This window comes from Mycobacterium sp. 852002-51057_SCH5723018, from assembly GCF_001667035.1.
Taxonomy (GTDB): Bacteria; Actinomycetota; Actinomycetes; order Mycobacteriales; family Mycobacteriaceae; genus Mycobacterium.
The window spans coordinates 1-16,763 of sequence record NZ_LZIR01000059.1; the positions used below are offsets into that span (position 1 = coordinate 1).

A 16,763-nucleotide genomic window follows, 5' to 3' on the forward strand; every position below is an offset into this window, starting at 1 on the left:
ATACCAAGGGCCCATACCCAGCCATCAACACTCCCCAAATCACGAAGTGTTGCAACCATCCCTAGAACTCAAGGGCGGGTCGCGTCGTGGATTGCACGCTCGCGGAATAACTTTCAAAACCCCTGAGCTGGTGGCGCTTTCAGCGCTATGGGGCAGCCTACGAGACGTCGAGCGATGTCACCAGAAATTCGTTGCCATGCAGCACCTCAACGTCGGGGCTGTCGCAGCGCGGGCACCAGATCGACCAGGCCGAGGTGATCTCCGACTGCCGCCCGCAGGAACGGCATTTCACTTCGGCGCCGACGCACTCGAGTTCCAGCTCGGCATCCGGCATGTCCTCGGCGTCGCGGACCAGCGACCAGCAGAAGGACAGCGATTCCGGAACCACCTGCCGCAGGGCACCGATCCGCACGCGCACCACCTCGACGTGGCGGCCGCCGGCGTGCGTCTTGACCAGATCGGCGATCGCTTGGCACAGCGACAGTTCATGCATCGCCGATCACCGGCGTCCGCCCGGGAGCCTGCCCCGTGAGCCCCATGAGCACTGTCTACACCCAGACGGTCGGCCGGGCGCGTTGCCCGCGGGAACTGGCAATCCCGGGTATGGGGCGCGACACTGAACGGGTGACGCCTAAGCCGTCAGCGCTCGACCCCGCCGTCACCGAGCGGATCGGTGACTACCTGCGCGCCCGCGGACTGCGGCGGATGGCGTCGCGGATCCAGGTGCTGGCGGTGCTCGAGCCCGTCAACGGTCACCTACCGGTGGCCGAGATCCACCAGCGGGTGCGCGCGTGCCTGCCGCCCGGCGCCCAGCCGCCCGACGTGGCGACCATCTACCGCACGGTGACCACCCTGGTCGACCAGGGCTTGCTGCACGCGCTCACGCTCGACGGCGGCGTCACCACGTACGGCCTGGCCACCGCCCCCCACCACCACGCGGTGTGCACGCGGTGCGGCTCGATCATCGAGGTGCCCGCCCGGCAGCTGAGCTCGGCGCTCGAGCACGCGATGGCGGGCAGCTCGTTCTCCCTGTCGGAGGCCGCCGGACTGACGCTGCGCGGACTGTGCCCGCAATGCCAGGGCGACGACGCGTCAGCCCAGGTTCAGTAGCGCGTTTTCGACCACCTCGGGCAGCGCCGGGTGAATCCAGTACTGACCGCGGGCCACCTCCGCGGCGGTCAGCCCGAAGCTCATCCCCTGGATCAGCGGCTGGATGATCGACGATGCCTGGTGACCCATGATGTGGGCGCCCAGCAGGCACCCGCTGTTGCGCTCGCCGATGAGCTTGACGATCCCGGTGGTGTCCTCCATCGCCCAGCCGTAGCCGACGTCGCCGTAGTTCTGGATCGCCACCGAAATGTCGAATCCCCGTGCGATGGCCTGGTTTTCGGTCAGCCCGACGGTCGCCAGCTGCGGGTCGGTGAAGACCGCCGACGGCACGAAGCGGTGATCGGTCCTGACCATGGCGTCGGTGTCGTCCCAGTCGCGCAGCAGGTTGTGCTGCACGACGCGGGCCTCGTGGTTGGCGACGTGCTTGAGCTGATGCGGCGACGAGACGTCACCGAGCGCGAAAACGTCGCGGGCCGAGGTTCGTTGGTATTCGTCGACCGCCACCCGGCCGTTCTCGACGTCGACGCCGGCCTGCTCGGCGTCCAGCAGATCGGCGTTGGATATCCGGCCGGTCGCCACCAGGAGCAGATCGGCGTTGATCGTGCTCCCGTCGTCGAGCTCCAGGGCGACGCCGGAGCCGCGGTTCGCCGCACGCACGACGTTGCGGTGCGTGCGCAGCTCCCACTTGGTCGAGGCGATTCGGGTGAACCGTTCGCAAATGGTGTCGTCGAAATGCCGCAGCAGCGTGGCGCCCCTGATCACCAGGGTGACCCGCGTGCCGAGCGCGGAGAAGACATGCGCGAATTCGGCTGCCACGAAGCCGCTTCCGATGATCACGAGGTGCTCGGGCAGCTCGGCGATCCGCATGACGGTGTCGCTGGTGTGATAGCGGACGCCGGATGCCAGGATCGCCGACGGGATCACCGGGCGCGAGCCCGCCGCGATGACCACCTGATCGGCGGCGAATTCTTCGCCGGCGCCGGTGCGCAACAGGTAGCGGCCGTCGGGCTGCACCGGCCCGAACCGGGCGTGCTCGGGATACACGTCGATGTTGGGGGACGAGCGGCGATAGTCCTCGCCGCTGAGTGAGATCGGGTCGATGCGGCCGAAGACGCGCGAAACGATGTCGTCCCAACGCACCCGGTCGACGTGCGCGTCGATCCCGTACCGTGCCGCGCCCCGGACGGTGGCGGCGACCTCGGCGGCGTAGACGAACATCTTCGTCGGGATGCATCCGACGTTCAGGCAGGTCCCGCCGAAGGCGCCCTGCTCGCAGATCGCCGTCCGCTTGCCGGCGTAGCGGTCGTCGAGAATGCTGTTACCCGAGCCGGTTCCGATGATCGCGAGGTCGTAGGTTTCCATGGTCTTGGCCGTCACCCCTTCCGCGAAGGTGCCGAGGCTTCGGTATTAGCGGTATTAGCGGGGCCGGCCGTGTTGTCGGTGCTGAGAATGCTGAGGTAGCTGTCGAGCCACGAGTCGAGTTCGCGGTAGGCCGCCTGGCGCGGCCGCGTCAGCGACAGGAACACGTCGTGCTTGGCGTCGGCCACCGGGACGATGGTGCTGCGGTTCCCGATGCAGCCCGCCCACCGGGCGACCTGGGTGACATCGAGCACCGCGTCGCCGCATTGCATGGACGCCGCATCGCTGCTTTCGGGGACGGTGTGATCCGAACGCAGGATCAGGTTCGGCACGCCGACGTCGAGCCCGCGATGCAGCCGGGCCTGCCCGCGCCGGATCGCGTGCAGCCAGCCCGCGGTGATCGGGAAGCCGCCCACCGGTTTCCACTGCAGGTTGTAGTCGAACTCGCCGTGGTAGTCGCGGTGCAGGGTGGTGCCGTAACCGCCGTCGGTGGGCGAGCGCACCACGCCCTTGGACCGCACCCGCGACAGGCCGGCGATCAGCGCCGAGGTCACCGGCAGGCGCAGCACCGCAGGGCCCTGCAGGTCCAGAAACGGGCTGTTGAGCACCAGGCCGCTGACGGCGGCGTGCGCGGCGGGATTGCGCCGACGTAGCCGATCCAGCCACAGCGACACGATGAGTCCGCCGGAGGAGTGGCCGTACACCAGCACGCGGGTGGGCCGGCCGCCCTCTTGGACGATCGACAAGGCGTGTTCGAGTTCGGCGTCGTATTGGGTGAGGTCGGTGATGAAGTGAGGGGTCTGGCCGTCGCGGCACGATCGGCCGCACTTCTGTAGGTCCAGCGCGTAGAAGGTGAAGCCGCGCTCGGCGAAGTGATCGGCCAGCGCCGTGTTGAAGAAGTAGTCGGTGTAGCCGTGCACCGCCAGCACCGCGTGGCCGGCCCCTGAGGCCGCCGAGGTCGCTGTGGCCACTGAGGTCGCTGGGGCCTGGTCGCCGAGTCGGACCAGAGTTGCCACGATGTCGCCCTCGCCGGCCGGATCGGACCCGAGCGGGATCGTGCGCTGCCAATAGCCGGGCAGCACATCGGGCACCCAGCCAGTCACCCCGCCGCTCACGAGGCCAGCTTAAAGGTGTTGCTGGTTACAGGGAGGCCGCATGACGCTAGTGCCCGGATTGCGTCGGGATAACCTGGGACCGGCGCTCCCCGAGGGAAGGACCAGCGATCCGGTGGCACAGCTAGCCAGGACGGCACGCACCGACGTCGTGCTGGTGGGCGCCGGGATCATGAGCGCCACGCTGGGGGCGTTGCTGCGGCGGCTGGAACCGGAGTGGTCGATCACCCTGATCGAGCGGCTGGACGCGGTCGCGGCCGAAAGCAGCGGCCCCTGGAACAACGCCGGCACCGGGCATTCCGCGCTGTGCGAGCTGAACTACACCCCGCAGAACCCCGACGGGTCGATCGACATCAGCAAAGCCGTCCGCATCAACGAGCAGTTCCAGGTGACCCGCCAATTCTGGGCGTACGCCGTCGAGAACGGCATCCTGACCGATCGCGGCTTCTGTAACCCGATCCCGCACGTCAGCTTCGTGCACGGGGCGCAGCGCGTCGACTACCTGCGGCGGCGCCAGCGGGCGCTGGCCGACAACCCGCTGTTCGCGCGGACCGAATTGATCGACCATCCGGACGAGTTCGCGCGCCGGCTGCCGTTGATGGCGGCCAAACGCGACTTCTCCGAGCCGGTCGCGCTCAACTGGGCCCCCGACGGCACCGACGTCGACTTCGGTTCGCTGTCGCGACAGCTCATCGGTTTTTGCGTGCGGGGCGGCACCACCGCGCTGTTCGGTCACGAGGTGCGCAACCTGACCCGCCAATCCGACGGCAGTTGGACGCTGCTGGTCGGCAACCGCCGCACCGGCGAAAAGCACCGGTTGAATGCCAAATTCGTCTTTGTCGGCGCCGGGGGCGACGCGCTGCCGCTGTTGCAGAGGTCGGGCATCAAGGAGGTCAAAGGCTTTGCCGGCTTCCCGATCGGCGGCCGGTTCCTGCGCACCGACAACCCCGCGCTCACCGCCGCCCACCGCGCCAAGGTGTACGGCGTGCCTGCGCCGGGGGCCCCGCCGCTCGGCGCGCTGCATCTGGACCTTCGGTTCGTCAACGGCAAGTCGTGGCTGGTGTTCGGGCCCTACGCCGGCTGGTCGCCGAAGTTCTTGAAACACGGCCGCCTCACCGATCTGCCCCGCTCGATCAAGGCAGACAACGTGCTGTCGATGCTCGGCGTCGGGGTGACCCAGCGCAAGCTGGTCGACTACCTGATCGGCCAGCTGCGGCTCTCCGAGCCCGACAGGGTGCGGGCGCTGCGCGAATTTGCCCCCAGCGCAACCGATTCCGACTGGGAGCTGACGGTGGCCGGCCAGCGGGTGCAGGTCATCCGTCCGGACAGGCGCAAGGGCGGGGTGCTCGACTTCGACACCACCGTGCTCAGTGCCGCCGACGGGAGCATCGCCGCGCTGTTGGGCGGCTCCCCGGGGGCGTCGACCGCCGTGCCGGCCATGCTCGACGTGCTGCAGCGCTGCTTCGCCGATCGGTACCGGTCGTGGTTGCCGGCGTTGAAGGAGATGGTGCCGTCTTTGGGGGTGGAGTTGTCCGGTGAGCCCGCGCTCTTCGGCGAGGTGTGGTCGTGGGGGACCAAGGTGTTGCAGCTGGAGGCTTCATGAGGCGCGCCGGCGACGATGCAGAGCGAAGCGATGAGGAGGAGCGGCGCCATGAGTGAAACCTTGCGGCGCTCTTGGTCCAAAGACCTTGACGCCCCGACGCTTTACGAGCTGCTCAAGCTGCGGGTGGAGGTGTTCGTCGTCGAGCAGGCCTGCCCGTACCCGGAGCTCGACGGGCGTGACCTACTCACCGAGACGCGCCACTTCTGGTTGGAAACGCCCGACGGCGAGGTGATCTGCACCCTGCGGTTGATGGAGGAGCACGCCGGGGGCGAGAAGGCGTTCCGCATCGGGCGGCTGTGCACCAAGCGCAGCGCGCGCGGGCAGGGCCACACCACGCGGCTGCTGCGCGCCGCGCTGGCCGAGGTCGGCGACTACCCGTGCCGGATCGACGCGCAGACCTACCTGGCCGACATGTACGCCCAGCACGGATTCGTCCGTGACGGCGACGATTTCCTCGACGACGGCATCCCCCACGTGCCGATGCTGAAGCGCGGCTCCGGGCTGGGGGAGCTGCCGTGAAGCCCTATCCGTTCAGCGCCATCGTCGGGCACGATCAACTGCGGCTCGCGCTGCTGTTGTGCGCCGTGCGCCCCGAGATCGGCGGCGCGCTGATCCGCGGCGAGAAGGGCACCGCCAAGTCGACGGCGGTGCGGGGGCTGGCGGCGTTGCTGTCCGCCGCGACCGGCAGCGACGGTGGTGGTTCGGGGAGCGGCCTGGTCGAAATGCCGCTCGGCGCAACCGAAGACCGCGTGATCGGCTCGCTGGACCTGCAGCGGGTGCTGCGCGACGGTGAGCACGCGTTTTCGCCGGGGCTGCTGGCCCGCGCCCACGGCGGCGTGCTCTACGTCGACGAGGTCAACCTGTTGCACGACCACCTGGTGGACGTGCTGCTCGACGCCGCGGCGATGGGGCGGGTGCACGTCGAGCGTGACGGCATCTCCCATTCGCACGAGGCCCGGTTCGTGCTGATCGGCACGATGAACCCGGAGGAGGGCGAACTGCGTCCGCAACTGCTGGACCGGTTCGGTCTCACCGTCGACGTGCACGCGTCGCGCGACGTCGACGTGCGCGTGCAGGTCATCCGGCAGCGGATGGCCTACGAGGCCGATCCCGACGCGTTCGCCGAGCGCTACGCCGACGCCGACGCCGAGCTGGCCCGCCGGATCGCCGCGGCCCGCGCCGTGGTCGATGATGTGGTGTTGCCGGACAACGAGTTACGGCGCATCGCCGCGTTGTGCGCGGCGTTCGACGTCGACGGCATGCGCGCCGACCTGGTGGTGGCCCGCACCGCCGTCGCGCACGCCGCCTGGCGTGGGGCCCGCGTCGTCGAGGAGCAGGACATCCGGGTGGCCGCCGAGCTGGCCTTGCCGCACCGGCGCCGGCGCGACCCCTTCGACGATCCCGGCATCGATCGCGATCAGCTGGACGAAGCCCTGGCGCGCGCCGGCGCCGAAGACTCGACACCCGAACCCGAGCCCGATCCCGACCCGCCCGGCGGCGGGCAGTCGCCCGGCGCGGATGCCGCTCCGCAACAACAGCATTCGAATGCGATACCCACACAAGCGACGAGGCCCAGCGCGCCGCCGGCGACGGTCTTCCGCGCCCGGGCGCTGACGGTTCCGGGCGTCGGCGAGGGCGCCCCGGGCCGACGGTCCCGGGCCCGCAACGCTTCTGGCAGCGCGATGGCGGCGGCCGACGGGAACGACCCGGGCGCGCACGGGCTGCACCTGTTCGCCACCCTGCTCGCGGCCGCCGAGCGCGCCGGGGCGGGCCCGCTGCGGCCGGAGCCGGACGACGTGCGCCGCGCCATCCGCGAAGGCCGCGAAGGCAATCTGGTGATCTTCGTCGTTGACGCCTCGGGCTCGATGGCCGCCCGCGACCGCATGGCCGCGGTGAGCGGCGCCACCCTGTCGCTGCTGCGCGACGCCTACCAGCGCCGCGACAAGGTCGCGGTCATCACGTTCCGCCAGCAGGGGGCGCGGCTGCTGCTCCCGCCGACGTCGTCGGCGCACATCGCCGGCCGGCGACTGGCCCGCTTCGACACCGGCGGCAAGACCCCGCTGGCCGAGGGCCTGCTGGCCGCCCGCGAGCTGATCATCCGGGAAAAGGCGCGCGACCGCGCGCGCCGTCCGCTGGTGGTGGTGCTCACCGACGGGCGCGCCACCGCCGGCCCGGACCCGTTGGGCCGCACTCGGATCGCGGCGGCCCGGCTGGTCGCCGAGGGTGCCGCCGCGGTGGTCGTCGACTGCGAGACGTCGTATGTGCGGCTGGGATTGGCCGGTCAACTCGCCCACCAGCTCGGCGCGCCGGCCGTACGGCTCGAGCAATTGCGCGCCGACCACCTGACGCACGCCGTGCGCAGCGTCGCCTGAACGACCGGGAGACAACCGCCCATGCCACAAGGGAAACCGCTCCAGGTGCCCGACGACGGCCTGACCACCCGGGCGCGGCGCAACACGCCGGTGCTGGCGGTGCACACCGGGCCGGGCAAGGGCAAGTCGACGGCCGCATTCGGAATGGCGTTGCGCGCCTGGAACGCCGGCCTCAACGTGGCCGTGTTTCAGTTCGTCAAGAGCGCCAAGTGGAAGGTGGGCGAGGAGGCGGCCTTCGCCCGGCTCGGCGAGCTGCACGAGCGGCAGGGGATCGGCGGGGCCGTCGAATGGCACAAGATGGGCGCGGGCTGGTCTTGGACGCGTAAGTCGCGTAAGTCCGGCAGCGATGCCGACCACGCCGTGGCCGCGGCCGACGGGTGGGCCGAGATCTCGCGCCGGCTGGCCGCCCACCGCCACGACTTCTACGTGCTCGACGAATTCACCTATCCGCTGAAGTGGGGCTGGGTCGACGTCGACGACGTGGTGGACGTCCTGGTGGCCAGGCCCGGTCAACAGCATGTGGTGATCACCGGGCGCGACGCCCCGCCGCGGCTGATCGAGGCCGCCGACCTGGTCACCGAGATGACCAAGGTCAAGCACCCGATGGACGCGGGCCGCAAGGGCCAGAAGGGCATCGAGTGGTGAGCGCCCTCGCCGGTCCCTCCGGTCCCCGCGAGCGTGCGTGTTTGCACGGCGACACGCCGTGCGAGGTGTCATTCTGCGCACGCTCGCGGCAGCGGGTGGCGCGATGAAGCCCGTCCCCGCGATCGTCATCGCCGCGCCCGCGTCGGGAAGCGGAAAAACCACGGTCGCAACCGGTTTGATCGGGGCGTTGCGGCGGGCCGGCCACCCGGTCGCGCCGTTCAAGGTGGGCCCGGACTTCATCGACCCCGGCTACCACGGCCTGGCCGCCGGGCGCCCGGGCCGCAACCTCGATCCGGTCCTGGTGGGGGAGCGGCTGATCGGCCCGCTGTACGCACACGGTGCCGCGGGCGCGGACATCGCCGTGGTGGAGGGCGTGATGGGGCTCTTCGACGGGCGCATCGCAACGAGCGCGACGGCTCCCGCGGCCGGCTCCACCGCGCACGTCGCCGGCCTGCTGGGCGCCCCGGTGATCCTGGTGGTCGACGCGCGCGGCCAAAGCCATAGCATTGCCGCACTGCTGCACGGCTTTTCGACGTTCGACGCCGCGACCCGGGTGTGCGGTGTCATCCTCAACCTGGTGGGCTCGTCTCGGCACGAGCAGGTGCTGCGGCAGGCGTGCGAACAGGCCGGTGCCCCGGTGCTGGGCGCCATTCCGCGCACGGCCGAATTAGAGGTTCCGACAAGGTATCTCGGGCTCGTCACGGCCGTCGAGTACGGCCGTCGAGCGCAGGCCGCGGTCGCTGCGATGACCGACTTGGTGGCCGCACACGTCGATATCCCCGCCGTCGTCGCGGCCGCGGGATGCGGGTGCGCTGATGATCCGTGGGACCCGGCGGCGGCCGTGGGCGACGGCCGGCCCGGCCACGCCGTCGTCGCGATGGCGACCGGGAAGGCGTTCAGCTTCGGCTATGCCGAACACGCCGAGCTGCTCCGCGCCGCCGGTGCCGACGTGGCCGAATTCGACCCGCTCGCCGACGCGTTGCCCGACGGCACCGACGCGGTGCTGCTGCCCGGCGGCTTTCCCGAACAGTTCACCGCCGAACTCTCGGCCAACGCCGTCGTCCGCCGCCAGATCCACGAGCTGGCCGCCGCCGGCGCTCCCGTGCACGCCGAATGCGCCGGCCTGATCTACCTGGCCTCCGAGCTCGACGGCCACCCGATGTGCGGGGTGCTGGCGGGGTCGGCGCGCTTCACGCCGCGCCTCACGTTGGCCTATCGCGACGCCGTCGCGGTGGCCGATTCACCGCTCTACACCGTCGGCCGTCGGGCGGTCGGGCACGAATTCCACCGGACCGCCGTCACGTTCAGCAAGGGCTACCAGCCCGCGTGGGCGTACCGCGACGACGGCGCAGGCGCCGTGCGCGACGGTGTGGTGCACGCCGGGGTGCACGCGTCATACCTGCACACCCACCCGGCCGCCGCGCCGGAAGCGGTGGTGCGCTTCGTCGCCCACGCCGCGGCCCGCGGCCGCTAGCGCCAGCTTCTAGGCTTGGCGGGTGACCGAGACCGAGAGCGCCTACCTGGCCGGATTGCGGCTGGCCGGCAAGAAGGTCGTCGTGGTCGGCGGGGGCACGGTCGCGCAGCGCCGGTTACCGCTGCTCATCGCGAGCGGCGCCGACGTGCACGTCATCTCGCGCACCGCCACCCGGTCCGTCGAGGCGATGACCGGAATCATCCTGTCGCTGCGCGAATACCGCGACGGCGACCTGGAAGGGGCTTGGTACGCGATCGCGGCCACCGACGATGCGCAGGTGAACGCGGCCGTGGTCGCCGAAGCCGACCGCCGCCGCATCTTCTGCGTCCGCGCCGACATCGCCGTCGAGGGCTCCGCGGTGACCCCGGCGACCTTCAGCTACGCCGGGTTGTCGGTCGGGGTGCTGGCCGGCGGCGAACACCGCCGGTCGGCGGCGATCCGGTCGGCCATCCGCGAGGCGTTGCAGACGGGGACCATCACACCGGAAGCCCCCGATGCACCCGAGAGCTCCGACGTGGCGGGGGGCGGGGTGGCGCTGGTCGGCGGCGGTCCCGGTGACCCCGAGCTGATCACCGTGCGCGGCCGCCGCCTGCTCGCTCAGGCCGACGTGGTGGTCGCCGACCGGCTCGCGCCGCCCGAACTGCTCGCGGAGCTGCCGCCGCACGTCGAGGTCATCGACGCCGCCAAGATCCCGTACGGGCGGGCCATGGCCCAGGACGCGATCAACGGCGTCATGATCGAACGGGCGCGGTCGGGCAGCTTCGTGGTCCGCCTCAAAGGCGGGGACCCGTTCGTGTTCGCCCGCGGCTATGAGGAGGTCCTCGCGTGCGTGGACGCCGGGATTCCGGTCACGGTGGTGCCAGGTGTGACGAGCGCCATAGGAGTGCCCGCTCTGGCGGGCGTCCCGGTCACCCACAGGGCCATAAATCACGAATTCGTGGTGGTCAGCGGCCATGTTGCGCCCGGACACCCCGAATCGTTAGTGAATTGGGACGCACTGGCCGCGATGACGGGCACCATCGTTTTGCTGATGGCCGTCGAGCGCATCGAACTTTTCGTCGACGTACTGCTGAAAGGCGGCCGACGTGCGGATACGCCGGTGCTGGTGGTTCAACACGGGACGACGGCGGCCGAGCATACGTTGCGGGCCACCCTCGCCGACACGCCGGAGAAGATCCGCGCCGAAGGGATCCGACCTCCCGCGATCATCGTGATCGGTGCCGTAGTAGGGCTCAGCGCCGCTCGGCGTTTAAACGGATCTTAAGATTACTGTAAGGTAATCCATTATGACGGCTCTCAACGACACAGAGCGCGCCGCCCAGAACTGGACAGCTGCGCGCCCCGATCGTCCGGCCCCGGTGCGGCCCACGCAGCCGGCGGAGACCGCCACCTCACGCATCAGCAGGTATTACCCCACATGGCTGCCTTCCTGGCGATTCATCGCGGCCGTGATCGCGATCGGCGGCATGCAGCTGCTGGCGACCATGGACAGCACCGTCGCCATCGTCGCGCTTCCCAAGATCCAGAACGACCTGAGTCTTTCCGACGCCGGCCGTAGCTGGGTCATCACCGCGTATGTGCTGACATTCGGCGGGCTGATGCTGCTCGGCGGGCGCCTCGGCGACACCATCGGCCGCAAGCGGACCTTCATCGTCGGCGTGGCGCTGTTCACCATCTCCTCCGTGCTGTGCGCGGTCGCCTGGGACGAGGCGACCATGGTCGTCGCCCGGTTGTTGCAGGGCATCGGGTCGGCCATCGCCTCGCCGACCGGCCTGGCGCTGGTGGCGACCACCTTCCCGAAGGGCCCGGCCCGCAACGCCGCCACGGCGGTGTTCGCCGCGATGACGGCGGTCGGCTCGGTGATGGGCCTGGTGGTTGGCGGGGCGCTGACCGAGCTGTCGTGGCGGCTGGCGTTCCTGGTGAACGTGCCGATCGGGCTGGTGATGGTCTACCTGGCCCGCACCGCGCTGCGGGAAACCAACCGGGAGCGGATGAAGCTCGACGCCACCGGGGCCCTGCTGGCCACGCTGGCTTGCACCGCTGCGGTTTTCGCCTTCTCGATGGGCCCGGAAAGGGGCTGGATTTCGGTCACCACCATCGGCTCGGGCGCGGTGGCTTTGGCGGCCGCCCTCGCCTTCGTCGTCGTGGAGCGCACCGCCGAAAACCCGGTCGTGCCGTTCGCCCTGTTCCGAGACCGCAACCGGTTGGTCACCTTCGGCGCAATCTTCCTGGCCGGCGGACTCATGTTCAGCCTGACCGTGTGCATCGGCCTGTACGTGCAGGACATCCTCGGCTACAGCGCGCTGCGTGCCGGCGTCGGCTTCATCCCGTTCGTCATCGCGATGGGGATCGGCCTGGGCGTGTCCTCGCAGCTGGTGTCGCGGTACTCACCGCGGGTGCTGACAATCGGCGGCGGACTTCTGCTTTTCTGGGCGATGATCTACGGCTCGTTTTTCATGCATCGGGGCGTGCCCTACTTCCCCAACCTGGTAGTGCCCATCATCGTTGGCGGGATCGGGATCGGGATTTGCGTGGTGCCGCTGACTCTGTCGGCGATCGCCGGTGTCGGCTTCGACCAGATCGGCCCGGTGTCGGCCATCGCGCTGATGCTGCAGAGCCTGGGCGGGCCGCTGGTGCTGGCCGTCATCCAGGCCGTGATCACCTCCCGCACGCTGTACCTGGGCGGCACGAACGGCCCGGTGAAGTTCATGAACGACGCACAACTGCACGCGCTAGACCACGGCTATACGTACGGCCTGCTGTGGGTGGCCGGCGTGGCCGTCATCGTCGGCGCTGCGGCGCTGCTCATCGGCTATACCCCCGAGCAGGTCGCCCACGCGCAAGAGGTCAAGGACGCGATCGACGCCGGAGAGATCTAACTCGCCCGCGCGTCCGCGGTGATGAACCATACCGGCCTCGTTCGGTCCTAGTTCGGCCTAGTGCGTTAGTGGCCACACCAGCTGGCGCAGGTATCCGTCCGGTTCCCTGTCGTCGATGCCGTAGTGCGCGGGCCATCGCTGCGCGGGCAGGTAGAGCGTGCCGAACAACGCGTCGAGGGCGGGGAACTCGCCGGCGTAGTTGGAGTTGTAGGCCCGGGGTTCGCGGGCGTGATGCCAATGGTGAAACTGCGGCGTGGCGATCACCCATCGGAGCGGGCCGAACGTGAGCCGCACGTTGGCGTGGACGAAGATGGCCTGCAGCGTGGTCACAATCACGAAGGCGCCCAAGCTGATTCGGCCGAAATCCAGCGCGTACAGCGGTAGCACCGCAGCGGATCGGATGAAGATCTGGTCCAGCGGGTGCAGGTGGTTGGCGGCGAGCCAATCAAGCTCGCGGATGCTGTGGTGTACGCGGTGGAACCGCCACAGTAGCGGAACCTCATGCGCGGCACGGTGTCCCGCGTAGCCGCCGACGGTCGCGATCGCCAAGGCGGCGACGACCTGAGCCGCACCCGGGCTGGCGGCGATCGCGGCGCGACACGGCGCGGGGACGAAGGCCCGCAAGACGGTGCCGACGACCGCGACCGCGATGACGATTCCGACCTTGAGCGCGGCGCCGTTGATCAGGTAGTGGACCACGTCGGTGCGCCATCCCGTTCGCAGTATCCGGCGCGGACGCAGCGCGAACAGCCGCTCGAGCGGGATGAAGATGATCGCCAGCGCGACCATGCCGACGACGATTCCGCCGCGCACGCTGAGCGCGGCCAGCACCAGCGCCGCCGTCAGCAGCACCAGGAGGGCACCGCCGGCGCCCGGCTTCGTCACACTGGGATCTGACGACCTCCGCGGTGCCTCGGGTGACACGGCCGGCGGCTCGGCCGATCGGGCCGGCCTGGCCAGTCGACCCCATCCCACCAGCACACCGGCGGCGACGACGATGCCCGCCGCCCCCACAGCCGGCCGCTGCGTGGCCAGCGCGATCGCGCCGATCACGAGCGCCGACTGCACGGCCAGCCCGGTCACGCCCAGCCGGTGTTGCCCCCGCAGCAGCCGCATCGCGTCCCGACCGGCCAGCGCCGCGGCCACCAGCAAGGCCACTGCCAGCAGCCCGGCGCCGCGACCCAGGTGCGGGCGGCCGAGGCTCGCGACAACCATTGCCGCCCAAAGGATCCCGATCAGTTCGATCGAGTACAAGACCGTCAGTGCCACCACAGTGCCTGCAGCGGGGCGGCTCCCATCATCGGAGACCGTGCGGGATGCGGTCGTGCCCATGCGCGGAACCGTATCGCCGGCGGCTAAGGAAAGCCTGAGTGGCAGCGAGCAAAACCCGACGATTTTCGGCGGGCCGCCGCCCGCCGCTAGGCTGGCCCGCTGTGATCACCCGGATGTCCGAGCTGTTCCTGCGCACCCTGCGCGACGACCCGGCCGACGCCGAAGTGCCCAGCCACAAACTGCTGATCCGCGCCGGCTACATCCGGCCCGTGGGGCCCGGCCTGTACAGCTGGCTGCCGCTGGGGCTACGGGTGCTGCGCAGGATCGAACGCATCGTCCGTGACGAGATGAACGCGATCGGCGGCCAGGAGATCCTGTTCCCGGCGCTGCTGCCGCGCGCGCCGTACGAGACGACCAACCGGTGGACCGAATACGGCGATGGGGTGTTCCGGCTGCGGGACCGCCGCGGCAACGACTACCTGCTGGGTCCCACCCACGAGGAGCTGTTCGCGCTGACCGTCAAGGGCGAATACAGCTCCTACAAGGACTTTCCGCTGCTGCTGTTCCAAATTCAGAACAAGTACCGCGACGAGGCGCGGCCGCGGGCGGGCATCCTGCGGGTGCGGGAGTTCCTGATGAAGGACTCCTACTCCTTCGACGTCGACGACGCCGGCCTCAAGGCCGCCTACCACGCGCACCGCGAGGCCTATCAGCGCATCTTCTCCCGGCTGCAGGTGCGCTACGTCATCGTGTCCGCGGTGTCGGGCGCGATGGGCGGCAGCGCTTCGGAGGAGTTCCTGGCCGAGAGCGCGGTCGGCGAGGACACCTTCGTGCGGTGCCTGGAGTCGGGCTATGCGGCCAATGTCGAGGCGGTCGTCACGGCTCGCCCGGAGGCGCGGCCAGCGGAAGTCGTGGCCGGGCTGCCCGAGGCGGTGGTCCACGACACCGGTGACACCCCGACGATCGCCACCCTGGTCGACTGGGCCAACACGGCCGACCTTGGTCGCGAGGTCACCGCGGCGGACACGTTGAAGAACGTGCTGCTCAAGGTCCGCCAGCCCGGCGGGGAGTGGGAGCTGCTGGCCATCGGGCTGCCCGGCGACCGCGAGGTCGACGACAAGAGGTTGGGCGCGGCGCTGGAACCGGCCGAGTACGCGTTCCTCGACGACGCCGACTTCGCCAAGTATCCGTTTTTGGTCAAGGGCTACATCGGTCCGAAGGCCTTGCGCGACAACGAAGTTCGCTATCTCGTCGATCCGCGCGTGGTCGACGGCACCAGCTGGATCACCGGGGCCGACGAACCCGGGCGGCACGTCGTCGGCCTGGTGGCCGGGCGCGATTTCACCGCGGACGGCACCATCGAGGCCGCCGAGGTGCGCGACGGCGACCCGTCCCCGGACGGCGCCGGCCCGCTGGTGTCGGCGCGCGGCATCGAGGTCGGCCACATCTTCCAGCTCGGCCGCAAATACACCGACGCGTTCTCCGTCGACGTGCTCGGCGAGGACGGCAGGCCGGTGCGCCTGACCATGGGGTCCTACGGCCTCGGGGTGTCGCGGATGGTGGCCGTCATCGCCGAGCAGCACCATGACGAGCTGGGCTTGCGCTGGCCGTCGGCGGTCGCGCCGTTCGACGTGCACCTGGTGATCGCCAACAAGGACGCGGAGGCGCGTGCCGGGGCCACCGCGCTGGCCGCCGACCTGGACCGGCTCGGCGTCGAGGTGCTGCTCGACGACCGGCAGGCCTCGCCCGGGGTGAAGTTCAAGGACGCCGAGCTGCTGGGTGTGCCGTGGATCGTCGTGGTGGGGCGGGGCTGGGCGGACGGCGTGGTCGAGCTGCGCGACCGCTTCGGCGGACAGACCCGCGAGCTGGCCGCCGGCGACTCGCTGGCCACCGACATCGCGTCGGCCATCGCGTCCTAGCTCGGCGAGCTACTCGTTGCCGCCGGGGAAGCTGGTCGTGATGGGCCAGGCGCCCAGCACCCGGTTCCATCTAGCGGCCATCACCGCGCTCTGCGTCAGGGCCGTGGAGGCGAACGCGCGGTCATCGGCGGTGTCGGCGTGCTCGATGACGGCGCGCCAGGCCGTCGCGCCGTCGTTCTCCATCCGCACCGCCAGCCGCGCCGCGTCGGCCGCGCTGGCCACCAGCAGGGGCAGCTGGTAGCCGGGCGCGGCAACGGGGGCGTTGGCCTTGCGGGCGGCCAGCATGGCGATGACGTCGTCGCGGCGCTGGCGGTGCACGGTCAGCGCCTCGACCACCATGTCGTTGACGCTGGGCGGCGACAGCGCCGACACGATGCCGTAGCCGTAGATCGTCGAGTGTTCGATGGCCAGCGCGTCGGCCAGCGCCGCGTTGTCGGCGTCCTTGCCGGAGCTCATATCGACGGGCCCCCGGGCACCAGGGCGACCGTATAGGACGCGGTGCAGGACGCGGCGATGGAGGCGAGCAGCCCGGCCCGATAGCCCGACTCGGTGGCCACCAGGCGGCTGGCGCTCTCGGCGGAGGCGCGCAGCGAATTGATCACGTCGGACACCGGCGGCGGTGGCGGCGGCGGGCCCGCCGGTTCGGCGGGACTGGGGCTCGGGCTGGAGGGACTCGTCGTTTCGCTCGACGAGGAGGAGGTGAACTTGCCGGCCGCGCGGGAGATCTCCGTCGACAGGGCGCGCGCTTGCGCGGCGCGTTGGGTGGCGACCACCGTCAGCGCGGCGGCGATCTGGGGCGGGTGGCCGATGTCCGCGGCGGCGGCGCTGGCCAGGGCACTGTCTTTCCGGGCCTGGTCCAACGGCCCCAACAAGTCCTCGACGGTGGGCGGCTTGGGCGGGGACTCGCCACAGGCGGCTACCACCACCCCCAGCGCAGCAAGGGCCGCGCCACCGGCGAGCACACCCCGCCTGTTGATGGGGGGTCCTCCGCTAGGCACAGCAACATCCTGCCATCGGA

At 70.4% G+C, this 16,763-nt stretch carries 15 protein-coding genes; 9 read left to right on the top strand and 6 right to left on the bottom strand.

What is annotated here, in order from left to right; all coding sequences use genetic code 11:
• Window positions 1-157: 157 nt before the first annotated feature.
• Window positions 158-493 carry a hydrogenase maturation nickel metallochaperone HypA gene (locus tag A5764_RS11820; RefSeq protein WP_067113459.1) on the bottom strand — a complete coding sequence of 112 codons (336 nt, stop codon included), beginning with the start codon at window positions 491-493 and terminating at the stop codon, window positions 158-160.
• A 110-nt stretch (window positions 494-603) separates the two neighbouring features.
• Here A5764_RS11820 and A5764_RS11825 point away from each other — a divergent pair, with 110 nt between their 5' ends.
• Window positions 604-1,110, top strand: a complete 507-nt coding sequence (locus tag A5764_RS11825; protein ID WP_156664642.1) for a Fur family transcriptional regulator — start codon at window positions 604-606, stop codon at window positions 1,108-1,110.
• Here the strand turns inward: A5764_RS11825 and mtr are convergent.
• Both mtr and A5764_RS11835 read right to left on the bottom strand, forming a co-directional pair.
• A complete protein-coding gene (gene mtr, locus A5764_RS11830; RefSeq protein WP_067113745.1) occupies window positions 1,093-2,472 on the bottom strand; it encodes a mycothione reductase in 1,380 nt (459 codons plus the stop codon). The genes A5764_RS11825 and mtr overlap by 18 nt on opposite strands.
• 11 nt (window positions 2,473-2,483) lie before the next feature.
• Window positions 2,484-3,572, bottom strand: coding sequence for an alpha/beta hydrolase (locus A5764_RS11835; RefSeq protein WP_067113461.1), 1,089 nt, complete (start codon window positions 3,570-3,572; stop codon window positions 2,484-2,486).
• A 181-nt stretch (window positions 3,573-3,753) separates the two neighbouring features.
• Between A5764_RS11835 and mqo the strand changes: the two genes are divergently transcribed.
• The 7 genes from mqo to A5764_RS11870 all read left to right on the top strand — a co-directional run bounded on the left by mqo (window position 3,754) and on the right by A5764_RS11870 (window position 12,554).
• Window positions 3,754-5,184: a malate dehydrogenase (quinone) gene (gene mqo / locus A5764_RS11840; protein WP_067113749.1), complete on the top strand. Its 1,431-nt coding sequence runs from the start codon at window positions 3,754-3,756 to the stop codon at window positions 5,182-5,184.
• A gap of 48 nt (window positions 5,185-5,232) precedes the next feature.
• Complete coding sequence (locus tag A5764_RS11845) at window positions 5,233-5,703, top strand: GNAT family N-acetyltransferase (protein WP_067113467.1); 471 nt, start codon at window positions 5,233-5,235, stop codon at window positions 5,701-5,703.
• Complete coding sequence (locus tag A5764_RS11850) at window positions 5,700-7,556, top strand: magnesium chelatase subunit D family protein (protein ID WP_067113475.1); 1,857 nt, start codon at window positions 5,700-5,702, stop codon at window positions 7,554-7,556. Before A5764_RS11845 ends, A5764_RS11850 begins: the two co-directional genes overlap by 4 nt.
• 21 nt (window positions 7,557-7,577) lie before the next feature.
• Window positions 7,578-8,201 carry a cob(I)yrinic acid a,c-diamide adenosyltransferase gene (cobO, locus tag A5764_RS11855; RefSeq protein ID WP_067113477.1) on the top strand — a complete coding sequence of 208 codons (624 nt, stop codon included), beginning with the start codon at window positions 7,578-7,580 and terminating at the stop codon, window positions 8,199-8,201.
• Window positions 8,202-8,304: 103 nt separating this feature from the next.
• A complete protein-coding gene (locus A5764_RS11860; protein ID WP_067113479.1) occupies window positions 8,305-9,675 on the top strand; it encodes a cobyrinate a,c-diamide synthase in 1,371 nt (456 codons plus the stop codon).
• A 22-nt stretch (window positions 9,676-9,697) separates the two neighbouring features.
• A complete protein-coding gene (gene cobA / locus A5764_RS11865) occupies window positions 9,698-10,939 on the top strand; it encodes a uroporphyrinogen-III C-methyltransferase (RefSeq protein ID WP_067113481.1) in 1,242 nt (413 codons plus the stop codon).
• A gap of 22 nt (window positions 10,940-10,961) precedes the next feature.
• Window positions 10,962-12,554, top strand: coding sequence for an MFS transporter (locus tag A5764_RS11870; RefSeq protein WP_067113484.1), 1,593 nt, complete (start codon window positions 10,962-10,964; stop codon window positions 12,552-12,554).
• A gap of 57 nt (window positions 12,555-12,611) precedes the next feature.
• Here the strand turns inward: A5764_RS11870 and A5764_RS27435 are convergent, their stop codons facing one another.
• Entirely contained in the window at window positions 12,612-13,886 is a 1,275-nt protein-coding gene (locus A5764_RS27435) for a sterol desaturase family protein (protein ID WP_082951658.1), read from the bottom strand.
• A gap of 101 nt (window positions 13,887-13,987) precedes the next feature.
• Here A5764_RS27435 and A5764_RS11880 point away from each other — a divergent pair, with 101 nt between their 5' ends.
• Entirely contained in the window at window positions 13,988-15,745 is a 1,758-nt protein-coding gene (locus A5764_RS11880; protein ID WP_067113489.1) for a proline--tRNA ligase, read from the top strand.
• 9 nt (window positions 15,746-15,754) lie between these two features.
• Here A5764_RS11880 and A5764_RS11885 read toward each other — a convergent pair whose 3' ends face one another.
• Window positions 15,755-16,201, bottom strand: coding sequence for a ferritin-like domain-containing protein (locus A5764_RS11885; protein WP_067113493.1), 447 nt, complete (start codon window positions 16,199-16,201; stop codon window positions 15,755-15,757).
• Window positions 16,198-16,743: a hypothetical protein gene (locus A5764_RS11890; protein WP_067113495.1), complete on the bottom strand. Its 546-nt coding sequence runs from the start codon at window positions 16,741-16,743 to the stop codon at window positions 16,198-16,200. Before A5764_RS11890 ends, A5764_RS11885 begins: the two co-directional genes overlap by 4 nt.
• Window positions 16,744-16,763: the final 20 nt, after the last annotated feature.

Bases quoted from the DNA above. Each gene is read 5' to 3' on its own strand.
- A5764_RS11820 (WP_067113459.1), bottom strand. From the start codon at position 493: ATGCATGAACTGTCGCTGTGCCAAGCGATCGCCGATCTGGTCAAGACG.
- A5764_RS11825 (WP_156664642.1), top strand. From the start codon at position 604: ATGGGGCGCGACACTGAACGGGTGACGCCTAAGCCGTCAGCGCTCGAC.
- mtr (WP_067113745.1), bottom strand. From the start codon at position 2,472: ATGGAAACCTACGACCTCGCGATCATCGGAACCGGCTCGGGTAACAGC.
- mqo (WP_067113749.1), top strand. From the start codon at position 3,754: ATGAGCGCCACGCTGGGGGCGTTGCTGCGGCGGCTGGAACCGGAGTGG.
- A5764_RS11845 (WP_067113467.1), top strand. From the start codon at position 5,233: ATGAGTGAAACCTTGCGGCGCTCTTGGTCCAAAGACCTTGACGCCCCG.
- cobO (WP_067113477.1), top strand. From the start codon at position 7,578: ATGCCACAAGGGAAACCGCTCCAGGTGCCCGACGACGGCCTGACCACC.
- A5764_RS11860 (WP_067113479.1), top strand. From the start codon at position 8,305: ATGAAGCCCGTCCCCGCGATCGTCATCGCCGCGCCCGCGTCGGGAAGC.
- A5764_RS11870 (WP_067113484.1), top strand. From the start codon at position 10,962: ATGACGGCTCTCAACGACACAGAGCGCGCCGCCCAGAACTGGACAGCT.
- A5764_RS27435 (WP_082951658.1), bottom strand. From the start codon at position 13,886: ATGGGCACGACCGCATCCCGCACGGTCTCCGATGATGGGAGCCGCCCC.
- A5764_RS11885 (WP_067113493.1), bottom strand. From the start codon at position 16,201: ATGAGCTCCGGCAAGGACGCCGACAACGCGGCGCTGGCCGACGCGCTG.